The organism is Natrialba asiatica DSM 12278, assembly GCF_000337555.1.
In the GTDB taxonomy this organism is placed as follows: Archaea; Halobacteriota; Halobacteria; order Halobacteriales; family Natrialbaceae; genus Natrialba; species Natrialba asiatica.
This window is the reverse complement of record NZ_AOIO01000003.1, coordinates 1-16,778: the sequence shown is the minus strand read 5'-3', so window position 1 is coordinate 16,778 and position 16,778 is coordinate 1. Positions and strand designations below refer to the sequence as shown.

18 protein-coding genes and 2 pseudogenes are annotated in these 16,778 nt (G+C 59.9%); 9 read left to right on the top strand and 11 right to left on the bottom strand.

Translation table 11 applies throughout. The features are described 5' to 3' along the window. The first annotated feature begins 35 nt into the window (after nt 1-35). The 3 genes from C481_RS00095 (at nt 36) to C481_RS00085 (ending at nt 3,918) form a co-directional block, all read left to right on the top strand. Entirely contained in the window at nt 36-548 is a 513-nt protein-coding gene (locus C481_RS00095) for an LUD domain-containing protein (protein ID WP_006106698.1), read from the top strand. Continuing rightward, a complete protein-coding gene (locus C481_RS00090; protein WP_006106697.1) occupies nt 541-2,754 on the top strand; it encodes an LUD domain-containing protein in 2,214 nt (737 codons plus the stop codon). The genes C481_RS00095 and C481_RS00090 overlap by 8 nt, the downstream gene beginning before the upstream one ends. A gap of 69 nt (nt 2,755-2,823) precedes the next feature. Next, nucleotides 2,824-3,918: a mandelate racemase/muconate lactonizing enzyme family protein gene (locus C481_RS00085; RefSeq protein WP_006106696.1), complete on the top strand. Its 1,095-nt coding sequence runs from the start codon at nt 2,824-2,826 to the stop codon at nt 3,916-3,918. A 526-nt stretch (nt 3,919-4,444) separates the two neighbouring features. Here C481_RS00085 and C481_RS20925 read toward each other — a convergent pair. Continuing rightward, nucleotides 4,445-4,759: pseudogene (locus C481_RS20925) on the bottom strand (transposase); the annotation flags it as partial. A gap of 101 nt (nt 4,760-4,860) precedes the next feature. After that, entirely contained in the window at nt 4,861-5,586 is a 726-nt protein-coding gene (locus C481_RS00080) for an SDR family oxidoreductase (RefSeq protein ID WP_006106695.1), read from the bottom strand. A gap of 159 nt (nt 5,587-5,745) precedes the next feature. On the opposite strand from C481_RS00080, the gene C481_RS20920 reads away from it, so the two are divergent. Continuing rightward, the gene (locus C481_RS20920) at nt 5,746-6,192 is read left to right on the top strand and encodes a winged helix-turn-helix transcriptional regulator (protein ID WP_006106694.1); all 447 of its coding nucleotides are present in this window, start codon (nt 5,746-5,748) and stop codon (nt 6,190-6,192) included. A gap of 38 nt (nt 6,193-6,230) precedes the next feature. Here the strand turns inward: C481_RS20920 and C481_RS23120 are convergent, their stop codons facing one another. The 6 genes from C481_RS23120 to C481_RS22855 all read right to left on the bottom strand — a co-directional run bounded on the left by C481_RS23120 (nt 6,231) and on the right by C481_RS22855 (nt 9,289). Next, a complete protein-coding gene (locus tag C481_RS23120) occupies nt 6,231-6,662 on the bottom strand; it encodes a class I SAM-dependent methyltransferase (protein ID WP_006106693.1) in 432 nt (143 codons plus the stop codon). After that, a complete protein-coding gene (locus C481_RS00065) occupies nt 6,659-7,012 on the bottom strand; it encodes a hypothetical protein (RefSeq protein WP_006106692.1) in 354 nt (117 codons plus the stop codon). Before C481_RS00065 ends, C481_RS23120 begins: the two co-directional genes overlap by 4 nt. A 206-nt stretch (nt 7,013-7,218) precedes the next feature. Beyond that, nucleotides 7,219-8,157, bottom strand: a complete 939-nt coding sequence (locus C481_RS00060) for an NAD-dependent epimerase/dehydratase family protein (RefSeq protein WP_006106691.1) — start codon at nt 8,155-8,157, stop codon at nt 7,219-7,221. A gap of 1 nt (nt 8,158) precedes the next feature. Further along, nucleotides 8,159-8,542 carry a RidA family protein gene (locus C481_RS00055; protein ID WP_006106690.1) on the bottom strand — a complete coding sequence of 128 codons (384 nt, stop codon included), beginning with the start codon at nt 8,540-8,542 and terminating at the stop codon, nt 8,159-8,161. A 287-nt stretch (nt 8,543-8,829) separates the two neighbouring features. Further along, nucleotides 8,830-9,009 (bottom strand): hypothetical protein, encoded by a 180-nt coding sequence (locus C481_RS00050; RefSeq protein ID WP_049904259.1) that lies wholly within the window; start codon nt 9,007-9,009, stop codon nt 8,830-8,832. Between the two features lie 145 nt (nt 9,010-9,154). Further along, nucleotides 9,155-9,289 carry a hypothetical protein gene (locus tag C481_RS22855; RefSeq protein WP_275040041.1) on the bottom strand — a complete coding sequence of 45 codons (135 nt, stop codon included), beginning with the start codon at nt 9,287-9,289 and terminating at the stop codon, nt 9,155-9,157. A 95-nt stretch (nt 9,290-9,384) separates the two neighbouring features. Between C481_RS22855 and C481_RS00045 the strand changes: the two genes are divergently transcribed. Then, nucleotides 9,385-10,575 carry an outer membrane protein assembly factor BamB family protein gene (locus C481_RS00045; protein ID WP_083860858.1) on the top strand — a complete coding sequence of 397 codons (1,191 nt, stop codon included), beginning with the start codon at nt 9,385-9,387 and terminating at the stop codon, nt 10,573-10,575. 248 nt (nt 10,576-10,823) lie between these two features. On the opposite strand, the gene C481_RS00040 is transcribed toward C481_RS00045, so the two are convergent. Continuing rightward, on the bottom strand, nt 10,824-11,726 hold the full coding sequence (locus tag C481_RS00040; RefSeq protein ID WP_049904257.1) for a hypothetical protein: 903 nt from the start codon (nt 11,724-11,726) through the stop codon (nt 10,824-10,826). A 56-nt stretch (nt 11,727-11,782) separates the two neighbouring features. On the opposite strand from C481_RS00040, the gene C481_RS00035 reads away from it, so the two are divergent. Next, nucleotides 11,783-12,736, top strand: coding sequence for a 3-oxoacyl-ACP reductase family protein (locus C481_RS00035; RefSeq protein WP_006106686.1), 954 nt, complete (start codon nt 11,783-11,785; stop codon nt 12,734-12,736). A 64-nt stretch (nt 12,737-12,800) separates the two neighbouring features. Here C481_RS00035 and C481_RS23115 read toward each other — a convergent pair. Further along, nucleotides 12,801-12,964: pseudogene (locus tag C481_RS23115) on the bottom strand (recombinase RecJ); the annotation flags it as partial. A 76-nt stretch (nt 12,965-13,040) separates the two neighbouring features. Next, nucleotides 13,041-14,129 (bottom strand): CapA family protein, encoded by a 1,089-nt coding sequence (locus tag C481_RS00030; protein WP_006106685.1) that lies wholly within the window; start codon nt 14,127-14,129, stop codon nt 13,041-13,043. A gap of 684 nt (nt 14,130-14,813) precedes the next feature. Between C481_RS00030 and C481_RS00025 the strand changes: the two genes are divergently transcribed. The 3 genes from C481_RS00025 to C481_RS00015 form a co-directional block, all read left to right on the top strand. Then, nucleotides 14,814-15,287: an Lrp/AsnC family transcriptional regulator gene (locus tag C481_RS00025; protein WP_006106684.1), complete on the top strand. Its 474-nt coding sequence runs from the start codon at nt 14,814-14,816 to the stop codon at nt 15,285-15,287. 214 nt (nt 15,288-15,501) lie between these two features. Further along, nucleotides 15,502-15,882, top strand: coding sequence for a DUF7344 domain-containing protein (locus C481_RS23265; RefSeq protein WP_006106683.1), 381 nt, complete (start codon nt 15,502-15,504; stop codon nt 15,880-15,882). Nucleotides 15,883-16,025: 143 nt separating this feature from the next. Further along, a partial coding sequence (locus C481_RS00015) for an MEDS domain-containing protein (RefSeq protein ID WP_006106682.1) occupies nt 16,026-16,778 on the top strand: 753 nt, incomplete at its 3' end.

The following is a 16,778-nucleotide window of genomic DNA, read 5'->3' as shown; positions in this document are numbered from 1 at the left end:
GCAAGACTTATTTCGATACAATCCATGGAGAAGGTATGAGCACGGGTTCGGTGGAGCAGTTTCAGCAGTCGCTGTCACGCCTAGATACGGCGTCGACCGCCGTTGTGCCCGACGAGCTGGCGTCGACGGTGGCCGACTTGATCGAGCCCCCCGCAGTCGGGGCCGAACTACCGTTCGACGGTCTCTCGCTCGCGGATGCGCCGGTGACGCTCGATCCGTCGCCCTCCCGGCTCAGGGAGGCGGTGACAGGCGTGAGCGGGTCGCGCATGGGCATCGCCTCGCTGGGGACCGTCGCGGTCGAGTCCCGGGCCGAGGGCGACGAGTTCGTCGCGCTGTACCCGGAGCGGCACGTAGTCGTCGTCAGGGCGAGCGACCTGCGGACGGATCTGTCGGACGCCTTCGGCTGGCTCCGGGCGGAGTTCGAGGCGGATCGGCAGTCGTTCATCCTCGCGACGGGGCCGAGTTCGACGGGCGACATGGGCGCGCTCGTCCAGGGCGTCCACGGACCGGAGGAGGTCCACGTCATCATCGTCAGGGATAATGAGTGACTCACAACAACTGGATGCCGACCGCATCCGCACGCTGCTCGAATCGGAAGGCGACGAGATAAAGGAGAACACGCGCCTATTCAACACGGAACGGTACGACGCGGTGAAAGCCGTCGGGGAAGGCGCACACGAGGACAACCGCTCCCAGGCGCGAGCGATAAAAGAGGACGCGATCGAGCGCCTCCCCGAACTCATCAACCGAACACGGGAGGCCGTCGAGGCGAACGGCGGGACGGTGTACGTCGCCGACGACGCCGAGGACGCGAACCGGTACATCGCCGAGGTGGCCGACAACGTCGACGCCGACAGCGTCGTGAAGTCGAAGTCAATGACTACCGAGGAGATGGATCTGAACGAGGCCCTGGAGGCCGACGGGCTCGACGTCTGGGAGACGGACCTCGGCGAGTTCGTCATTCAGGTCGCCGAGGAGGTGCCGTCGCACATCGTCGGCCCGTCACTCCACAAGTCCCGCGAGGAGATCACGAAGCTGTTTGAGGAGGAGTTCGACCCGGACGAGCCGCTCGACTCCGCGGAGAAGCTGACGGCGTTTGCACGGGAGTACCTCGGCGAGTGCATCGACGACGCCGAGGTCGGGGTCACGGGCGCGAACTTCGTCATAGCCGAGAGCGGATCGATAGCGCTGGTGACCAACGAGGGCAACGCCCGCAAGTGCGCGTCGATCCCCGACACGCACGTCGCCGTCGCCGGGATCGAGAAGATCATCCCATCGATCGCGGAATTGGAGCCGTTCGCGGAGCTCATCTCGCGGTCGGCGACGGGTCAAGACATCCCGCAGTACCTGTCGCTGCTGACACCGCCGGTCGACACGCCTGCGATCGGCTTCGACGGCAGGGACGAGCCGCACTTCGGGAACGGCGATGCGGACCGCGACTTCCACCTCGTGCTGCTCGACAACGGGCGGCGAGAGATGCGCGAGGACGACGACCTCCGCGAGACGCTGTACTGCATCCGATGTGGGGCCTGTGCGAACTCGTGTTCGAACTTCCAGTCCGTCGGCGGCCACGCCTTCGGCGGCGAGACGTACACGGGCGGCATCGCCACCGGCTGGGAGGCCGGGATCGAGAGCAACGACGTCGCGGCGGAGTTCAACGACCTCTGTACCGGCTGCTCCCGCTGCGTGAACGCCTGTCCGGTGAAGATCGACATCCCGGGGATTAACACGGTCGTTCGGGACCGCATCAACCGCGGGAAGGACCCCGGCTTCGACGACGTGCTAGTCGACGGCCTCGTGCCGGACGAGGAGGAGCCCGGTACGCCGCTCCGCAAGCGCTTCTTCGGGAACTTCGAGACGGTGGCGAGGATAGGTAGCGCGACCGCGCCGCTGTCGAACGCCGTCGCCTCGACGGGGCTCGCGCGAAAGGCGATGGAGTCGGTTCTGGGGATCGACGCCCGGCGCGACCTGCCGGAGTTCCGGCGCACGACGCTCCGCGAGTGGGCGGCGTCGCGCGAGCCCCGCGTCGCCGATCCGGAACGCCGCGTCGCGCTGTATCCGGACGTGTACACGAACTACGTCCGGGCGGAGCGCGGGAAGGCCGCAGTTCGCGTGCTGGAGGCGCTCGACTGCGAGGTCGTCGTCCCGGACGTGGGCGGCTCCGGCCGCGCACCGCTGTCCCAGGGCATGATCGCCACGGCCGAGAAGAAGGCCGAGACCGTCGCGGCGTCGCTCTTGACGTACGTCGAGGACGGGTACGACGTGGTCGCCGTCGAGCCCAGCGACCTGGCGATGTTCCGCCGGGAGTACGAGAAGCTGCTCCCCGAAGCTGCGTACGAGCGGCTCGACGGGAACAGCTACGAGGTGTTGGAGTACGCCTACGGCCTGCTGGAGAACGGTGCGGATTCCGACGTCCTGCCCGCGGGAGACGGCGACGGCGTCGCGTACCACAGCCACTGCCAGCAGCGAACGCTCGGCTTGGAGGGGTACACTGAGGCGGTGCTTGAGCGGCTCGGGTACGACGTGCTCACCTCCGACGTCGAGTGCTGTGGGATGGCTGGGAGCTTCGGTTACAAGAGCGAGTACTACGACCTGAGCATAGACGTCGGAGAGACGCTGGCCGACCAGTTCGAGGAGGCCGCCGCCGAGCGGACGGTTATCGCTAGCGGCACCTCCTGTATGGAGCAACTCGACTCGCTGCTGTCCCCTGGGACGCGCCACCCGGTCGAGCTGCTCGACCCCGAACGCCGGTAGTCGCAGCCACGGGTCGCCTCCGGCCGCGGGAAACTGATTTGTACCGGGAAGGAGACGTCTGAACGAGCCATGAGCTGGACAGCGACGGATACGATACGCACAGCCGACACCGACTTCTACCGCGTCCCGAACGAGCAGGCACTGGAGGACGCCACGCAGTCGTTCGACACGCTGGAGGTCATCGCGGTCACCCTGGAATCGGAGGACGGTCACCGCGGCCTCGGATTCACCTACACCATCGGCCGCGGCGGCGCGGCGACGAAGCAGTTCCTCGACGACGTACTCGTCCCGCTACTGGAGGGACAGCCAGTCGCCCCGCGGACCGTGCGCTCGAACCTGCGCGGGGAGACGACGTTCATCGGACGGGAGGGCATCAGCGAGTTCGCCGCCGCGGCCGTCGACGTCGCCGTCTGGGACCTACTCGGGAAGGTCACGGGGCTCCCGCTGTGTGAACTGCTCGGCGGGAGCCGGGAACCGGTACGGATGTACGAGACGGACGGTGGCTGGCTCCAGTACGATGCCGACACCCTCGTTGAGAACGCGCGGAAGATTGCCGAGAATGGGTTCGCGGGGATGAAGATGAAGGTTGGGTCGTCGGTCGACCGCGATGTCGAGCGCGTGCGGGCCGTCCGGGACGCGCTCCCGGCCGACCTGGACCTGATGCTCGACGCCAACTGCTCGTACACGGTGCCCGAGGCGCGGGACCTGACCGGGCGCCTGGACGACGTCGCGATAACCTGGTTGGAGGAACCGCTCCCCAAGGGCGACTACGCGTCGTATGCCGACCTCCGGGACCGAATCGATGTCCCGATCGCCACCGGCGAGAACTTCTACAACGAGACGCAGTTCCGGCAGGCGATCGCGCAGGACGCGGTGGACTACGTCCAGCCCGACGTCTGCCGCGTGGGTGGGATCACGCCGTGGATGAACGTCGCCGAGCAGGCGGCCGCGACCGGCCTCGCCGTGTCGCCCCACTACATCGAACCGCTCCACGCCCACCTCGCACGTGCCGTCGACAACGTCCCCTACATCGAGCACCATTCGACCGTATTGGACGAGCTGCTCGCCGCCCCCGTTTCGGTCGAGGACGGCGAGATCCAGCCGCCGGACCAGCCGGGCCACGGGATGGCCTTTGCGGGCGCGGACGAGTACAGGGTGGACTAATCCACGACGGCAACCGGTCGAACGCCGTGGTAGCGTTCATCAAGGCGTACGAGAATACCCCTCACATCCAGGTCTAACGATATTGGACAAGGAGTGGGACGGATCCACACGGATCGGTCCTCTGGAATTACAACCATATGCTTGTAATCCTGCGGCCGCGTTCAGAGATAGACAGAAAAGAACATCTCGCGTTCCGCGATCGGCGGTGTCGGACGCCGTTCGGACGTGTTCCGTTTTCCAACTTTATTGGACACTGTCGAACCGCGTCCCAGAGTCGGGGGTGTGACAGTCAGCTGAACGAGAACACCGGCTTGTAGGTCTCGAGGTTTAGGAACGGCTTGAGCGACGCCGTCGGGCCGTCGACTGTGCATACCTCATTCCGCAACTCGCGCAGTTCGTCGATACACTCAATTCGTACCGCGTCAACGCTTCAAAGATCGGCTCAAGCGTCCAGTCACGCCCAGCGGGGCCGCGTAGGAATAGCACCCCGACGGCATCGAGAAAGTCATCCCGAATGGGCACTCGGTCGCCGGTACATCGTTTTGTGTGACCTCGATTTCGCACTGTAGTTGTCGGAGACTCGCGTTAAACCGGAGGAACGCGTAGATCGAGAACAACCACCGGCGGTGGGCAATCTTCGAGTGAGCGAAAATTGTGCCGGTTTTGTCATTGAACGTGCGGTTGCAATTCTCACAGAGCTACCGCTGGAAGTGTCCATTGCTGCCGTTTCTGCCGTCAGGTCAGAACGGCAGCGAGGACGGGTCACACCGTCGCGCCAGCGAACCTGCGCCAACAGGTCCGCTGTGACCGATTCCGACTCAAACACATCTAGCGGAATCATTTGTGTCGAGCACCGCTGAGGGGGTGCTCTTGTCCCTTCGACTCGACAGTCGCCACTCAACAGTGTCAGCAATCTCCTACGGAAGAGCGTCCATCTGTTGACTACGTTCGAGATGGAGCATTGTGGTTCCACTCAACGGTCGTTTGTCTGCTCGGGTTGAACTGCTCCGCCGTGTCTCGAGCGACGACCTCATACGTCCGATTGAGCACATCGGGGGTGGAGAGTGCAGTTACCATGAGCGAAGCAACATCCGCTCGCGGAACCGATCCAGTCATGCGTCCTCCACCTTCGGTGATCAGGAGATCGTTCGTCGCAGGGTCATCAGTTAACCAGCCGGGACGGATAACGACGTATTCCAGTCCCGAGTCTTGAAGGGCTCGTTCAGCACGCTCTTTCTCGCGCACGGTCCACCGAAGAACGATCAGTCGGGCCCACAGCGGCATTCCCAACCGTGAGTCACCGACGCCGATCGAACTCTGAAATACGAAGGTACCAACGTCCTCGCGAACCGCGGCTTCGACGAGATTGAGTACCCCGTCCCCGTCGACGACCCGACTTGGTCGCAACAGCCCAGTCGAAAGGCTCGAACCTGCGGCGAACAGGATGGCATCACAGTTCTCAACAGCTCTCCGTGCATCCGATTGCTCGAGTAGGTCGCCAATGACGACCTCGTCGACACCGGCCTCCCTCAATGACTCGCGGTTCGTCGCCGACCGAGTGAGTGCACGCACGTGAAACGATGTATCGTTCAACTCGCGGAGGATTTCACGCCCTGTACGGCCGCTCGCGCCAGTGACGAGGACGCTCGAAGTGTTGCTCTCGTTCATGCTACCTACGATGACCTATGCTGGCGGTGAATATATATTGTCAAGTATCCTGGTAGAATGCAACTTACTCCGAAGAAAGCGACCCCCTGGTGAGTGGAGTACTAGTGTCGTTACGGCGACCACAGAACAGCTAAATTCGCGCTCTGCGAAAACGACGACATGAACCGCTCAGACGAGACCGAGTCACCGCAAACACCAGAGCAGTCGACGGCGGCTCCACCGGACCTCGATTCTCACGCTGTGGTCGAAGCGCACCTCGACTTGCTCGACGATGTGCCGCACATCGATGAAACACCGGAGGAACTGCATACGACAGTCTGTGAGCTTCTCGATTTGGTAACCAACGCTCACGCCATGGCGATCCTGTACTTTCTCTTCTGCGAACGGCGACCGGTGCGGTTCAACGAATTAGAAGACGCGACCGGTGCGACCCCGAAGGTCCTCTCAGAGCGTCTGACCGAACTCACCGATGCCGAACTCGTCTCCCGACACTCCTACGACGAAATACCACCGCACGTCGAATACGAACCGACACAGAAAGCGAAAGAGCTAGACCCCGCATTCCAATTCCTCTACGCGTGGGCGGCCCGCTACGACCTCGATTGAATGCCAGAATAGTAACATACTGGTTCATTCTCATTTCTTCAGAGCGAGCAAAAATCGAACAGGGTAGTCGAATAGAGAGAGATACTGGTCCGGGATTCCGACGTCCCGAGCGGATGGTCGTAAATTGCGACGCTCGACCTGCACGTTCCCGAATCCTGCTTCAATAGCCAACCGTTCGAGAGCATCACTTTCGTAAAAGTGCATTCGGGACGCCGCTGGTTCGGGTGCTGCGTCCGTTCCGCGCAGTTCTGTGTCGCTACCACGATCACGATTCGGCCACCGATTTCGAGAACCCGATACATCTCGATCAGTACCACGACCGGATTTGAGAGGTGTCCGAGAACCTCCGTCATCGTAGCGCACGTGAACGTAGTATCAGGAAACGGCAAGTTTTCAGCACTCGCGTCGCGAACAGCCAGTCTATCGGCTTCAACCGCATCGCTGTTGTTGCATCGCGTCAGCTCGATCATATCGGGGCTGGGTCGACCGCCGTCGCACGACAGCCGCTTATTACGGTTCGCATCTGAGCGACGGCCTCGGGAGAAACGCCGACTGCGTCCGTCGTGAAGAACTCGACCGCGTTGCCGCGGCGATCGGACGAAATCGATTCGTCAAGTCGTGTCAAGTGTTCTTCGGGAATTGGTGGCCGACTACTCTCGACGATGAACGGTGGTTCGTACAATGCGAGTTTCATGATGTTGAGCCCGCGGTTCGCCGCCTCAAGGGCGAGGACCGCACCAGATGACATTCCGTACACGAACGCTGACTCGCTCGCTCCGTCCACGAGTGCGGTCAGGCCCTCCACTTCCCGCTCGACCATATTGGTTCCGTGTCCCCGCTATCGCCTCGCCCCGTCGGTCGCAGGTGACGACCGTGAAGTCGACAGCGAGACTCGAAGCCATTGTCTCACCACCGGCGCCGAGCGGACTCCTAATGCACCGGATACTAAGCCGACTGGCGATTCGTCTTCCGAACGGTCGAATGCGATCGAAGTTCCATCTTTCGAGTCTACTGTTCTCATAGGAATCACGGAAGATATCCTTCTTCTCCCCACGTTTCGACGACGTCGTTCAGTCCGTCTTGATACGTTGGATACGCTGGTTCCCAACCGGCCTCGGTTCGTAATTTACTGTTCGACGTCAGCATCGGATTCGTGAGCAATTTTACTTGAATATCGCCGACCGATCGACGAGCAGTCTCCGCCGACACTCGCTTCGGAACGGGCGCGTCGAGGTGCTCTGCGAGCGACGTAGAGAACGCGGCGGCACTGACCGGCTCGTCATCGACGGCGTGCCAGACCCCACTCTCGCCCGCCTCTGCCACAGCAACAAATGCGCTGGCAGCGTCACTCGCGTGAATACGCGAGATTTTCGCATCTTCCGACCCTTCGATGATCGGTTGCTTCCCCCGAACGAGGGCTTCGCCGTGTGCTCGAGTGTGATAGGCATCTGGCGCGTAAAAATACCCACACCGAACCACCCCGACGTCGAAGCCGTAGTTTTCGCCAGCCTCCAGCGCGATCTCCTCGGCATCGACTGCAGACTGCGTTATCGAGTCGGGATCGAGTGGCGACTCCTCGTCGAACGCCGCTCCACCTGGCTGGCGAGCCACCCAGACGATGCTCTGCTGGAGGTACTGATCGGCACCGACTTCCGCACCTGCTGTGGTAAGTACGTGCGCCCCTTCGCGCCGGACTCGGTCGTTGAGAGCCCACTCTTCAGGCGTTGGGTCGTCGGTTGGAATCGCCGTGGCCGCGTGAACAACGACATCCGCATCCTTCGCGCCGCGGATCATCGACTCCTCGTCGAACAAGTCACCGCGGTAGGGGTCACCGCCGCGTGCTTCGACGATGTCATCACCGCGGTCGTCGCGTGTCAATCCAACGACGGTGTGTCCGTGGTCGACGAATTGGGCGACGAGCCGTCGCCCGATGACGCCCGTCGAACCTGCGATGAAGATTCGCACGTTATCGCACCGCCGTCGCCTTGATTTCGACCAGTAGTTCTGGGAAGGCTAAACGCTCTACGCCCAGTAGCGTGCATCCCGGCTGCTCGAAGCGATCCGTGATTAGGTCCCAGTTTTCGAAGAGGCGATCGACGTCCGTGGTATAACAGTCGATTCGGACGACGTCGTCGAGACCGAAGTCAGCGTCAGCGAGGACCGTTTCGATGTTCTCTATTACTTTGCTGGTCTGAGCACGCATATCGTCGGGATGGACAGGGTTCCCGTCGGCGTCCATCGACGTCTGGCCAGCGCAGTACAGAACGCGCTCACCGTCTTTGGTTTCGATCGCTTGGGAATAGCCGAACTCGTCTTGCCACTCCCATGGGTTAATCTGTTGGTGGTCCATTTAGTAACCTCCTCAGACGGCACGCTTCGTCCGTTCGTGACGTGCCGCTGCATGTTGAGCGATGGGAAATGCGATATTAGCTGTTTCCTGTGATCTATTTCAGTAAATTTTCAGATAGCGTCTTTGTACTGTTATTTATGGAGTGGATGGGTGTCACGAGCCGATGAAAATTCGGTTAGTACTGAGGAGGGAGTCTCATCGACAGTGAGTCCGCTCGGAGTATATGTTGACAGCCATTCTCAATTTTTGATGATTATTGTGTCGTGTCACATTCAATGGATTCGTTTCTAAAACAGTCCGAATACGTGCTGGTCACCATGAAGGTAGGTGTGTTCGATTGTCGCTCCGTCGTCTGAGAGATTGAGATTGTATGTCACCTCGGCTTCTCTTGTAAGTTCATTCGGAGAATCGGTCTCATCTTCTGATTCGTACTCGACCGGAGGGACGACGAACGTGATGTATTTCATACGACGCTCTGTTGAATGCAATTTATAGTCCCCAATCGGATCGCTCGATCGTGTCTACCGCGCTGAACTTATCGCGACCGCGTTCGCCGAAGCGCACGGACTTACGCTCGAGGATGCATCGCAACAGCGGGCACAAATAGAATAGCTACGGTGGGTACTCGAGTTCAGTAACCCGTTCGCAGAGATCGGTGGCGAGGTGGGAGACGAAGACGGCCGTCGCGCCGTTCCCTCCTGCGGAAGGCGAGAGCTTAGCATCGAGACGGGACTTGCCGTCTGGCACAATGTTACTAAACGCGATTTCATTATCGTGTCTTGCCGGGTGACATCCCTTGAATAGCTAATTCGAACAGTTTTTTAACACGAATTTCGTCGAACATGATAAGTATGGGAGGCGGACAATTGGATTTCACTCGACGAAGGGTATTGCAGTGCTGTGGTAGTGCTGGTCTGATCAGTATCGTAGGATGTCTGGGACTGGTCAGCGACGAGTCACTCCCTGAGAATGGCCCTGACTGGCCCCAGTACAAGGCAAATCCAGAACAGACGGGCTATGCGGGAACGACTGGTCCACGTAAGGACGTTAGAGAACAGTGGCAGTTTGAAACTGATAGCGCTGTTCGGTCTTCGCCAGTGGTTGTCGGCGGAACCAACGGAGTCGTCTTTTTTGGTAATGACGACGGGGTGATCTACGCGGTGACTGCGGATACCGGCGAGGAACGGTGGCGGTTCGAAACGAATGACGCAGTTCGATCGACCCCGGCAGTCGTCGACGGGACACTTTACGTTGGTCTGCACGACCAGATGCTCGCTCTCGATGCCGCCAGCGGCTCGGAGCAGTGGCGAGTCGATGTCGCTCCTGGTGGATCAAATCCGACCGTCGTCCAGGGGGAGTCTGTCTACGTCTGCCGACAAGGTGCGGCCTTCGGGATCGGTGGGATTGCAAAACTGGATTCCAGCAACGGAGACGTGCAATCGAAGTTCGCGACCGACACGACTGGAGGGCTCACTGCTGCAGCCGTCGGCGACCAGACGGTGTACGTCGGCAGTGAGGAGGGGTCTCTCTCTGCTTATGATATTGAGACCGGAGACGTGAAGTGGTCGTCCGACGTCGAACTGGGGCTCGTCGGACCGCCTGCCCTGGCCGACGAGACGGTCTATGTGGTCGATATCGACGCGACCCTTCGCGCATTCGACCCGTCCGATGGCACGATCCACTGGGCCGAACAGCTACCGGGTGTCTCAGAGGGGTCACCGGCTGTGATCGGTGGTGCGGTCTATCTTGGTGATACCCAGGGGACGGTTCACTGCCTGGCGACGGACGATGGAGAGCGACTGTGGCAGGCCGACACTGGAAACTGGATCACCCCGTCTCCAGCGGTCACTGATACTGCCGTGTACGTTTGCAACAACGATGGTGCTGTATACGCCATCGATCAAACTGAAGGTGAAATACTGTGGCAGTTTGCAACCGGTGGACAACTCCGTACGTCACCTGCTGTCGTCGATGGAACGGCATTCGTCGGAAGTGACGACGGATCTCTTTACGCGCTTGCTGAAGATAGCTGATTTTCGTCCGTCGAATGCGTTCCTCTTTCCTCGAGCAAATGCGGTCTTAGTAGGTCTCGTCGATGAGCGGCCCGTCAGTCCTTACGGTCGTCTCGTGTGCCGAGACGAAGATCAACCTCGAGTCCGGCGAGAGCGTCCCGGCTCGCGAGTCGTACCGAGGACTTTGACGCCGAGACGGACCTGTTCGTAGCACTGTTCCTTCGTTCGCTCGGCGCGGACTCCGCCGGTCACGACGGCGTCGGCAAATCTCATCGCAGACTCTCGTACCGGCCTGGATCGAGCATCGCGACGTACGTCGTTCCCTCGTAGGCGACGATCCAGTGACCTTCGCTATCGGTACTCGCGACCGGTTCGTGCTCGAAGAGCGTGTGGGCCACGCCTTCGAACGCCCCGTCGTCAGTCGAGGATGCGTAGTACCCGCCCTCGGCAACCGCCTCGTCGACGACGTCCCGTTCGTCATCGGAGAGTTCAGTGACGGAAAACCGATACCGTGATTCGAGGGTCTCGGCGTACTCTTCGCCACTCCCAAGCCGTTCGGCCAAGGTATACTCGTAAGTCGTCACCGTCGTCTCGATCGGTTCGACCTCGACGCCCATCCGTTCGCCGTCGACCAGGAGGACGTCGAATGCCGGTTCGGGGACGAGGACCGAGGTCGCCTGTTCGTCCTCAGTGTAGGTTCGCTCGCCGCTGACGGCGTCGACGCCGGACCGCCGATCCGACAGGGCTGACTCGATCCACTCGATATCGACGGACGGAAGGGTGTCGGCCGACCGTTCGGTCCCCTCGGTCGCGACATCGAAATCGAGCAGGAGGTGATAATTGTTGCGCGTTTCGGTGGTCAGTACGGTCCGGTCGAGTGCGACCACCTCGTCTTCGAAGCGAACCGGGTACGAGACGTGGAGCGGCGGGTGCTCGCCCGATGCGGTCGCCGATCCGGTTTCGAGGACCTCGGCGGCGAGTTCGCGCATTTCGTCGATCCCGTCATCGTTCCCTCCATCGTTCGAGCGGACGTCGAACGTCGCTGGTTCGAGGATCTCATCCGTCGTGGCGTCAGACATCCGCAGGACGCCGGCCGGATCGATACTACACCCGGCGAACGCGGCGCAGAGGCCGGTTGTGAGAGACACGAGGACGCGACGTCTAGAGGGCATCGCTCGGGTAACGACGTGTCACGGACAAATACTTTCTGCTCACGTCGTCGTTTCGCATGTCTAGTAGCAGAGTGGTCGGCGGTCTCATCGCGACCGTATCGGCGTGGCGGTTATTCCTTCGCAGGTCGAAAGTTAGCTCCGTCACATCGTTTACTGAATATTTTCTTAAAATCGTTCATGCGGATCTCAACGGCCTGTATTCCAGATTGGAGGCTGAAGTCGCCGGGTGGATTTTAACAATGATTCAACCGGACAGAGACACTATGGGAGCGCTCGAGGAGAAGTCGGCCCTAGTCACTGGCGCATCGCGAAGCATCGGACGTGGAATAGCGGAAGCGTTCGGTCATGAGGGCGCTGCAGTGGCAGTGAATTATCACTCAAACGAAGAGGGTGCCAAAGAGACGGTTGAGACTATCGAGAACGAAGGTGGTACTGCCATCCCCGTGCAGGCCGACGTAAGCAACGAGGACGAAGCCCGACAACTTGTCAAGGCGGTTGATGAGGAATTTGACCGTATCGATATACTCGTGAATAACGCAGGCGTCCTCGAACCGTCGACACTTGACGAGATGGACGTCGAGACGTGGGACCAGACTATTTCCGTCGATCTCCGTGGCACGTTCCTGGTGACACGATTCACCATTGAAGGGATGCTCGATCAGGGCAGTGGCCGGATCATCAATATTGCGTCGCAGTTGGGGATCAAGGGTGCGTCGGAACTCACGCACTACTCGGCTGCAAAAGGAGGTGTTATTTCGTTCACACGTGCACTTGCTCGAGAGGTTGCACCCGACGTGCAGGTGAATGCCATTGCACCAGGGCCCATTGAAACGGACATGCTCGGCGATACGACCGAAGAGTGGCGTGAAAACAAGGAAGCAGAGGTCCCTCTCGGTCGGATTGGAGCTGTCGATGAGGTTGTGCCGACAGCGGTACTACTCGCCGGAGACGGTGGTGACTATTATACAGGCCAAACGCTCAGTCCAGACGGCGGCGACGCAATGCATTGACCCTGCGTTACTCGCTTAGTCGTTCAGGCCAATAAACGTCCACACTGACCGCTGTGAACGTGTTGCTTTCCGTTCGAATCACCACCCGCTTGAGGGCCTGTGCAGCGATCGCGGCGCTGGCGTCCCGCCGGCGTCGATGCGCGAGGCGAGCAGCACGCGATCGGCCTCGCACAGCCGCTTTGCACACGCTACCGCTCGATCTTCGAGTTCGGGAACCGGCCCTGCGATCGGGGAGCAGTGGGGCGGCTTCACTCATAATCCCGCGGATCGTCCCGTTCGCTCGTCCGACCGGGAACGAAACGACTCACAGCGAGACCACGAGACCGTCGCCGTCTCGCTCGTACGTCGTCCCGAAGGTCTCGGAGCGGTCGCGCATCGTCTTCCGGAGCCAAGCTGCCTCGTCCTCACTGGCGCGAGAGACGCCGTCGTTGATCGCGATGGGAACGAGCCGTATCTCCTCGAGACGCCCGTCCTCGAGCGTGACTTCGAAGAGGTAGCTTTGGTCGTTGCCGAGGTCGTCTTTCGTTCCGAAATCATCGACGAAGTCGCCGGTGTCGTGGAGGACGACCCCGTTGCCGTACCGCTCGATCGCCTGAACGACGTGGGCGCTGTGGCCGTGAACGAGGTCCACACCCTGATCGACGAGCCAGTGGCCGAACGCGATGAGCAGTTCGCTGGGACGCTCGGCCCAGTTCGGCCCCCAGTGGACCGACGCGACGAGTAGATCCGGGTCGTGCGCTTGCGCGCGCTCGAGCGCCTCCTCGACGACCTGTTGGGTTTCGGGATTCGCCGGATCGGGCTTAATATGGGTGATTCCGGGGCGGTCGTCGGTCGCGGCGTAGCCGACGTAGCGATCCGCGAACGAGACGACGGCGACGGTAACAGCGCCGACGGAAAACGTGGCCGGCTCGCGGGCCGCCGCTGGCGACTCACCGGCGCCCGCGACGTCGATCCCCGCCGCCTCGAGCGCGTCGATCGTGTCGGTCAGCGCAACCGTTCCGTAATCCATCGCGTGATTGTTCGCCAGCGACGCGAACCGGACGTTCCCAGCGCTGAGTGCGGGCACGGCCCACTCGGGATCGCCCCGAAAGTGGTACGTCCGGTCGGGAAACGGTTCACCACGCGTCGACAGACAGCACTCGAGGTTACAGCAGACGGCGTCGAGGGACTTGAGCCGGGGCTGGAGGTCGCCCCAGACGGACGCGGGATCGACATCGTCCTGCCCGTAGTGTCTATTGAGGTCCCGTCCGAGCATCGTGTCGCCGGCGAATCCGATTGTCGTGTCGTGGCGCTCGTGGTCCTCGAACGCGGCCGGCTCGGCTACGGGCGCGGTACAGCCGCCGAGCACTGCCGTCCCCGCCGCCGCCAGAAACCGTCGCCGGCACCCGCTCATCGGTCCGATGGCTCTGTCCGTCTCTCTCTGTGAGTCTCTCGGTGGAGACCCCGGTTCGTGATTGCTCGAGTCCGTTCGGGTCGGCTCATTGTTCCTTCGTTTGAATTCCAGGTTAAAATAGCCCGCTGGACCACCGTTCTCCAGTCCGTCGTAACAGATACCGAACCTGTATAATGATATACAATTACAATTCCACGATAGTGGCTGAGTGTGCAAACAACCACCTCACGAACAGCAGGTTCCGTTGGAAGCCGGACAAATCATCCATCGTCTGTGGCGTTCTATCGGTTCTGGATATATTTCAAAAATAGTTAATTTTGAATCTGAACGTTCTCCAGACTACCGAGATATGGCTCTTCGAAAGCCGATGAATTAGTTAGCTACTCGAGAAAGGGAGATATTATCGCTTGCTGCCGTTTCAATTCTCGTCAATATGAGCCTCGATATCGCCCTCGGGAATATCGTAATGGTCGGCGAACAATGCCCCAGTTCGAATGCGAGCATACGGCGAGGACCGGAGAGAGTTCCAGAGAGAAATTAGTGGAGTCCCTATCGAATAGAGTTCCGTACTCTGCCAGCACCTCTATGACCCCGAGTTTGTTAATAGCGGCATGCCAAATACAGAGAAGAATCCCTCCTGATCCGGACGACGCTACTTTTTGTGATCAACCCGTTATCCCCACCATGGTTCATAATCTCGACGATGTCGATCGAGGTATTCTCCACGTTCTCCAAGGGAACGCACGAGAGGCGACTGCCGCAGAGATGGGCGATATGGTCGGTACCTCGGCCAGCACAGTCCGAAACCGCATCGACTATCTCGAGGAAGGCGTGATTCGTGGCTACCATCCGGAGCTCGATTACGAGGAAGCCGGGTTCGAGCTCCACCTATTCATGGTGTGTCGAGCGCCGACTGCAAGACGAACCGAGCTGGCGAAGGAAGCGTTAGAACTCTCCGGCGTGATCAACGTCCGCGAAATGACAACCGGATCTCACAATCTCCATATCGAGTCGGTGGCCGTCGATTCCGACACGGCCGATGAAACCCGTGCGGGACTTGAGGGTCTTGATGATCTCGAAATCGTGTCCACGCAGATCATCAATGATTTTCACACTCAACCGTTCAACCACTTTGGGGCGGACCTAGTTAAAGATTGATGCATTTTAAATGTCGTCCAAGTCACTACGGAATAAATAAAACCATCAGAAGCAAAAACGGACGAGTCGTCGGATGAAGAGTCAGGAGACAATTGATCAAAAATACCGGCGGACTGCTACATTCGTTCTATTCTCGACTATAGCTGTTTAATCCCGAGCACGTGAAGATACGACTTCCACAGTTACCTTCCGTGTCTGGGCCCTCCTAGTAGATATGATTGGGCATTCCCCAGAAGGAGATGTGGTGAGGTACAGTGACTCAGACAATCAATCGCTTGAGGTAGTTTTCGGCCTCCTCGCCAACCAGCGCCGTCGGTACGTTCTTATGTGTCTAATAGATCACTCGGAGGCGATCGCACTGGCTGATTTGGCCGAGGATGTTGCTGTCCGCGGGAACAAAGGGGCAATTACAGAGATCTCGAAAGAAAAAGTTCGAACTATCCATACGTCGCTCTACCATACACATATTCCAAAACTGGTCGAGGCAGGGGCCGTCGAATACGATCAGGATCGAGATCTGGTACGGACCTCGGAAACGAGTGAACGAGTTCAACATCTTCTCTCCATCGCTGCCGATGGCGAAGAAGACCGATAGTCACGTCCTAACGCCCTAAGGGCGTGGTATTGCTCCTGTCCAGCGTATAAGAATTACTAGCGCGTTTAGGTGCAAAGCTAAGAGGTTGTCACCTGTTCCGGTGATGACCAAAGTTAAGGATCCTCGTCGGCTACTCCCTTTTAGTGAGTAACGAACTCGAGCGCAGCAACCAGCGGGCCGCGCTGGGCCACGAGAGCGGGCTTGAGGCACTGCGTCAGAGCACGGAGTTTCGTGGACCCGCTGAACACCCCGACGACCACGACCACTCGAACGATCATTTCGCACTCATCTACGAGGACCGCGATGACCAGTTCGCAGCGGCGATTCCGTTCATCGAACAGGGGCTCGAACGAGGCGAGCGGTGTCTGTACGTCGCCGACGACAACGCCAGGGACGATGTCCTGAGGGCGATGCGAGCATACGGCATCGACGTGGATGCCGCCCTCGAATCGGGTGCACTCTCCGTCCTCGCACCGACGGACACGTACCGCCGAACCGGCGAGTTCGATCGGACCACGATGCTGGAGTTCTGGGAGGAGTCGCTCGAACAGGCGAGAGACGAGGACGGCTACACGGGACTCAGAGCGGCCGCCGAGATGACGTGGGCGCTGGAGGGTGACACCGACGCCGATGAACTGGTCGAGTACGAGGCCGTGCTTAATCCGCTCTACCAGAACGAGGACTACGCCGTCATGTGTCAGTACAACCGAGAGCGGTTCCCGACATCGGTCATCCACGACGTTATCAAGACCCACCCGCACGTCGTATCCGATAACACCGTCTCGCAGAATGTCTACTACACGCCGCCCGAGAAGTTCTTCGGCTCCGAGACGATGGAGGCGAAGGTCGATCGCATGATGCGGACGTTGCAGGAGCTGTCTCTTATACACATCTCT

Bases quoted from the DNA above. Each gene is read 5' to 3' on its own strand.
- C481_RS00080 (WP_006106695.1), bottom strand. From the start codon at position 5,586: ATGAACGAGAGCAACACTTCGAGCGTCCTCGTCACTGGCGCGAGCGGC.
- C481_RS00090 (WP_006106697.1), top strand. From the start codon at position 541: ATGAGTGACTCACAACAACTGGATGCCGACCGCATCCGCACGCTGCTC.
- C481_RS00065 (WP_006106692.1), bottom strand. From the start codon at position 7,012: ATGGTCGAGCGGGAAGTGGAGGGCCTGACCGCACTCGTGGACGGAGCG.
- C481_RS00085 (WP_006106696.1), top strand. From the start codon at position 2,824: ATGAGCTGGACAGCGACGGATACGATACGCACAGCCGACACCGACTTC.
- C481_RS23120 (WP_006106693.1), bottom strand. From the start codon at position 6,662: ATGATCGAGCTGACGCGATGCAACAACAGCGATGCGGTTGAAGCCGAT.
- C481_RS00030 (WP_006106685.1), bottom strand. From the start codon at position 14,129: ATGAGCGGGTGCCGGCGACGGTTTCTGGCGGCGGCGGGGACGGCAGTG.
- C481_RS00025 (WP_006106684.1), top strand. From the start codon at position 14,814: ATGGTTCATAATCTCGACGATGTCGATCGAGGTATTCTCCACGTTCTC.
- C481_RS00095 (WP_006106698.1), top strand. From the start codon at position 36: ATGAGCACGGGTTCGGTGGAGCAGTTTCAGCAGTCGCTGTCACGCCTA.
- C481_RS00050 (WP_049904259.1), bottom strand. From the start codon at position 9,009: ATGAAATACATCACGTTCGTCGTCCCTCCGGTCGAGTACGAATCAGAA.
- C481_RS00040 (WP_049904257.1), bottom strand. From the start codon at position 11,726: ATGCCCTCTAGACGTCGCGTCCTCGTGTCTCTCACAACCGGCCTCTGC.
- C481_RS00055 (WP_006106690.1), bottom strand. From the start codon at position 8,542: ATGGACCACCAACAGATTAACCCATGGGAGTGGCAAGACGAGTTCGGC.
- C481_RS00045 (WP_083860858.1), top strand. From the start codon at position 9,385: ATGATAAGTATGGGAGGCGGACAATTGGATTTCACTCGACGAAGGGTA.
- C481_RS23265 (WP_006106683.1), top strand. From the start codon at position 15,502: ATGATTGGGCATTCCCCAGAAGGAGATGTGGTGAGGTACAGTGACTCA.
- C481_RS20920 (WP_006106694.1), top strand. From the start codon at position 5,746: ATGAACCGCTCAGACGAGACCGAGTCACCGCAAACACCAGAGCAGTCG.
- C481_RS00035 (WP_006106686.1), top strand. From the start codon at position 11,783: ATGTCTAGTAGCAGAGTGGTCGGCGGTCTCATCGCGACCGTATCGGCG.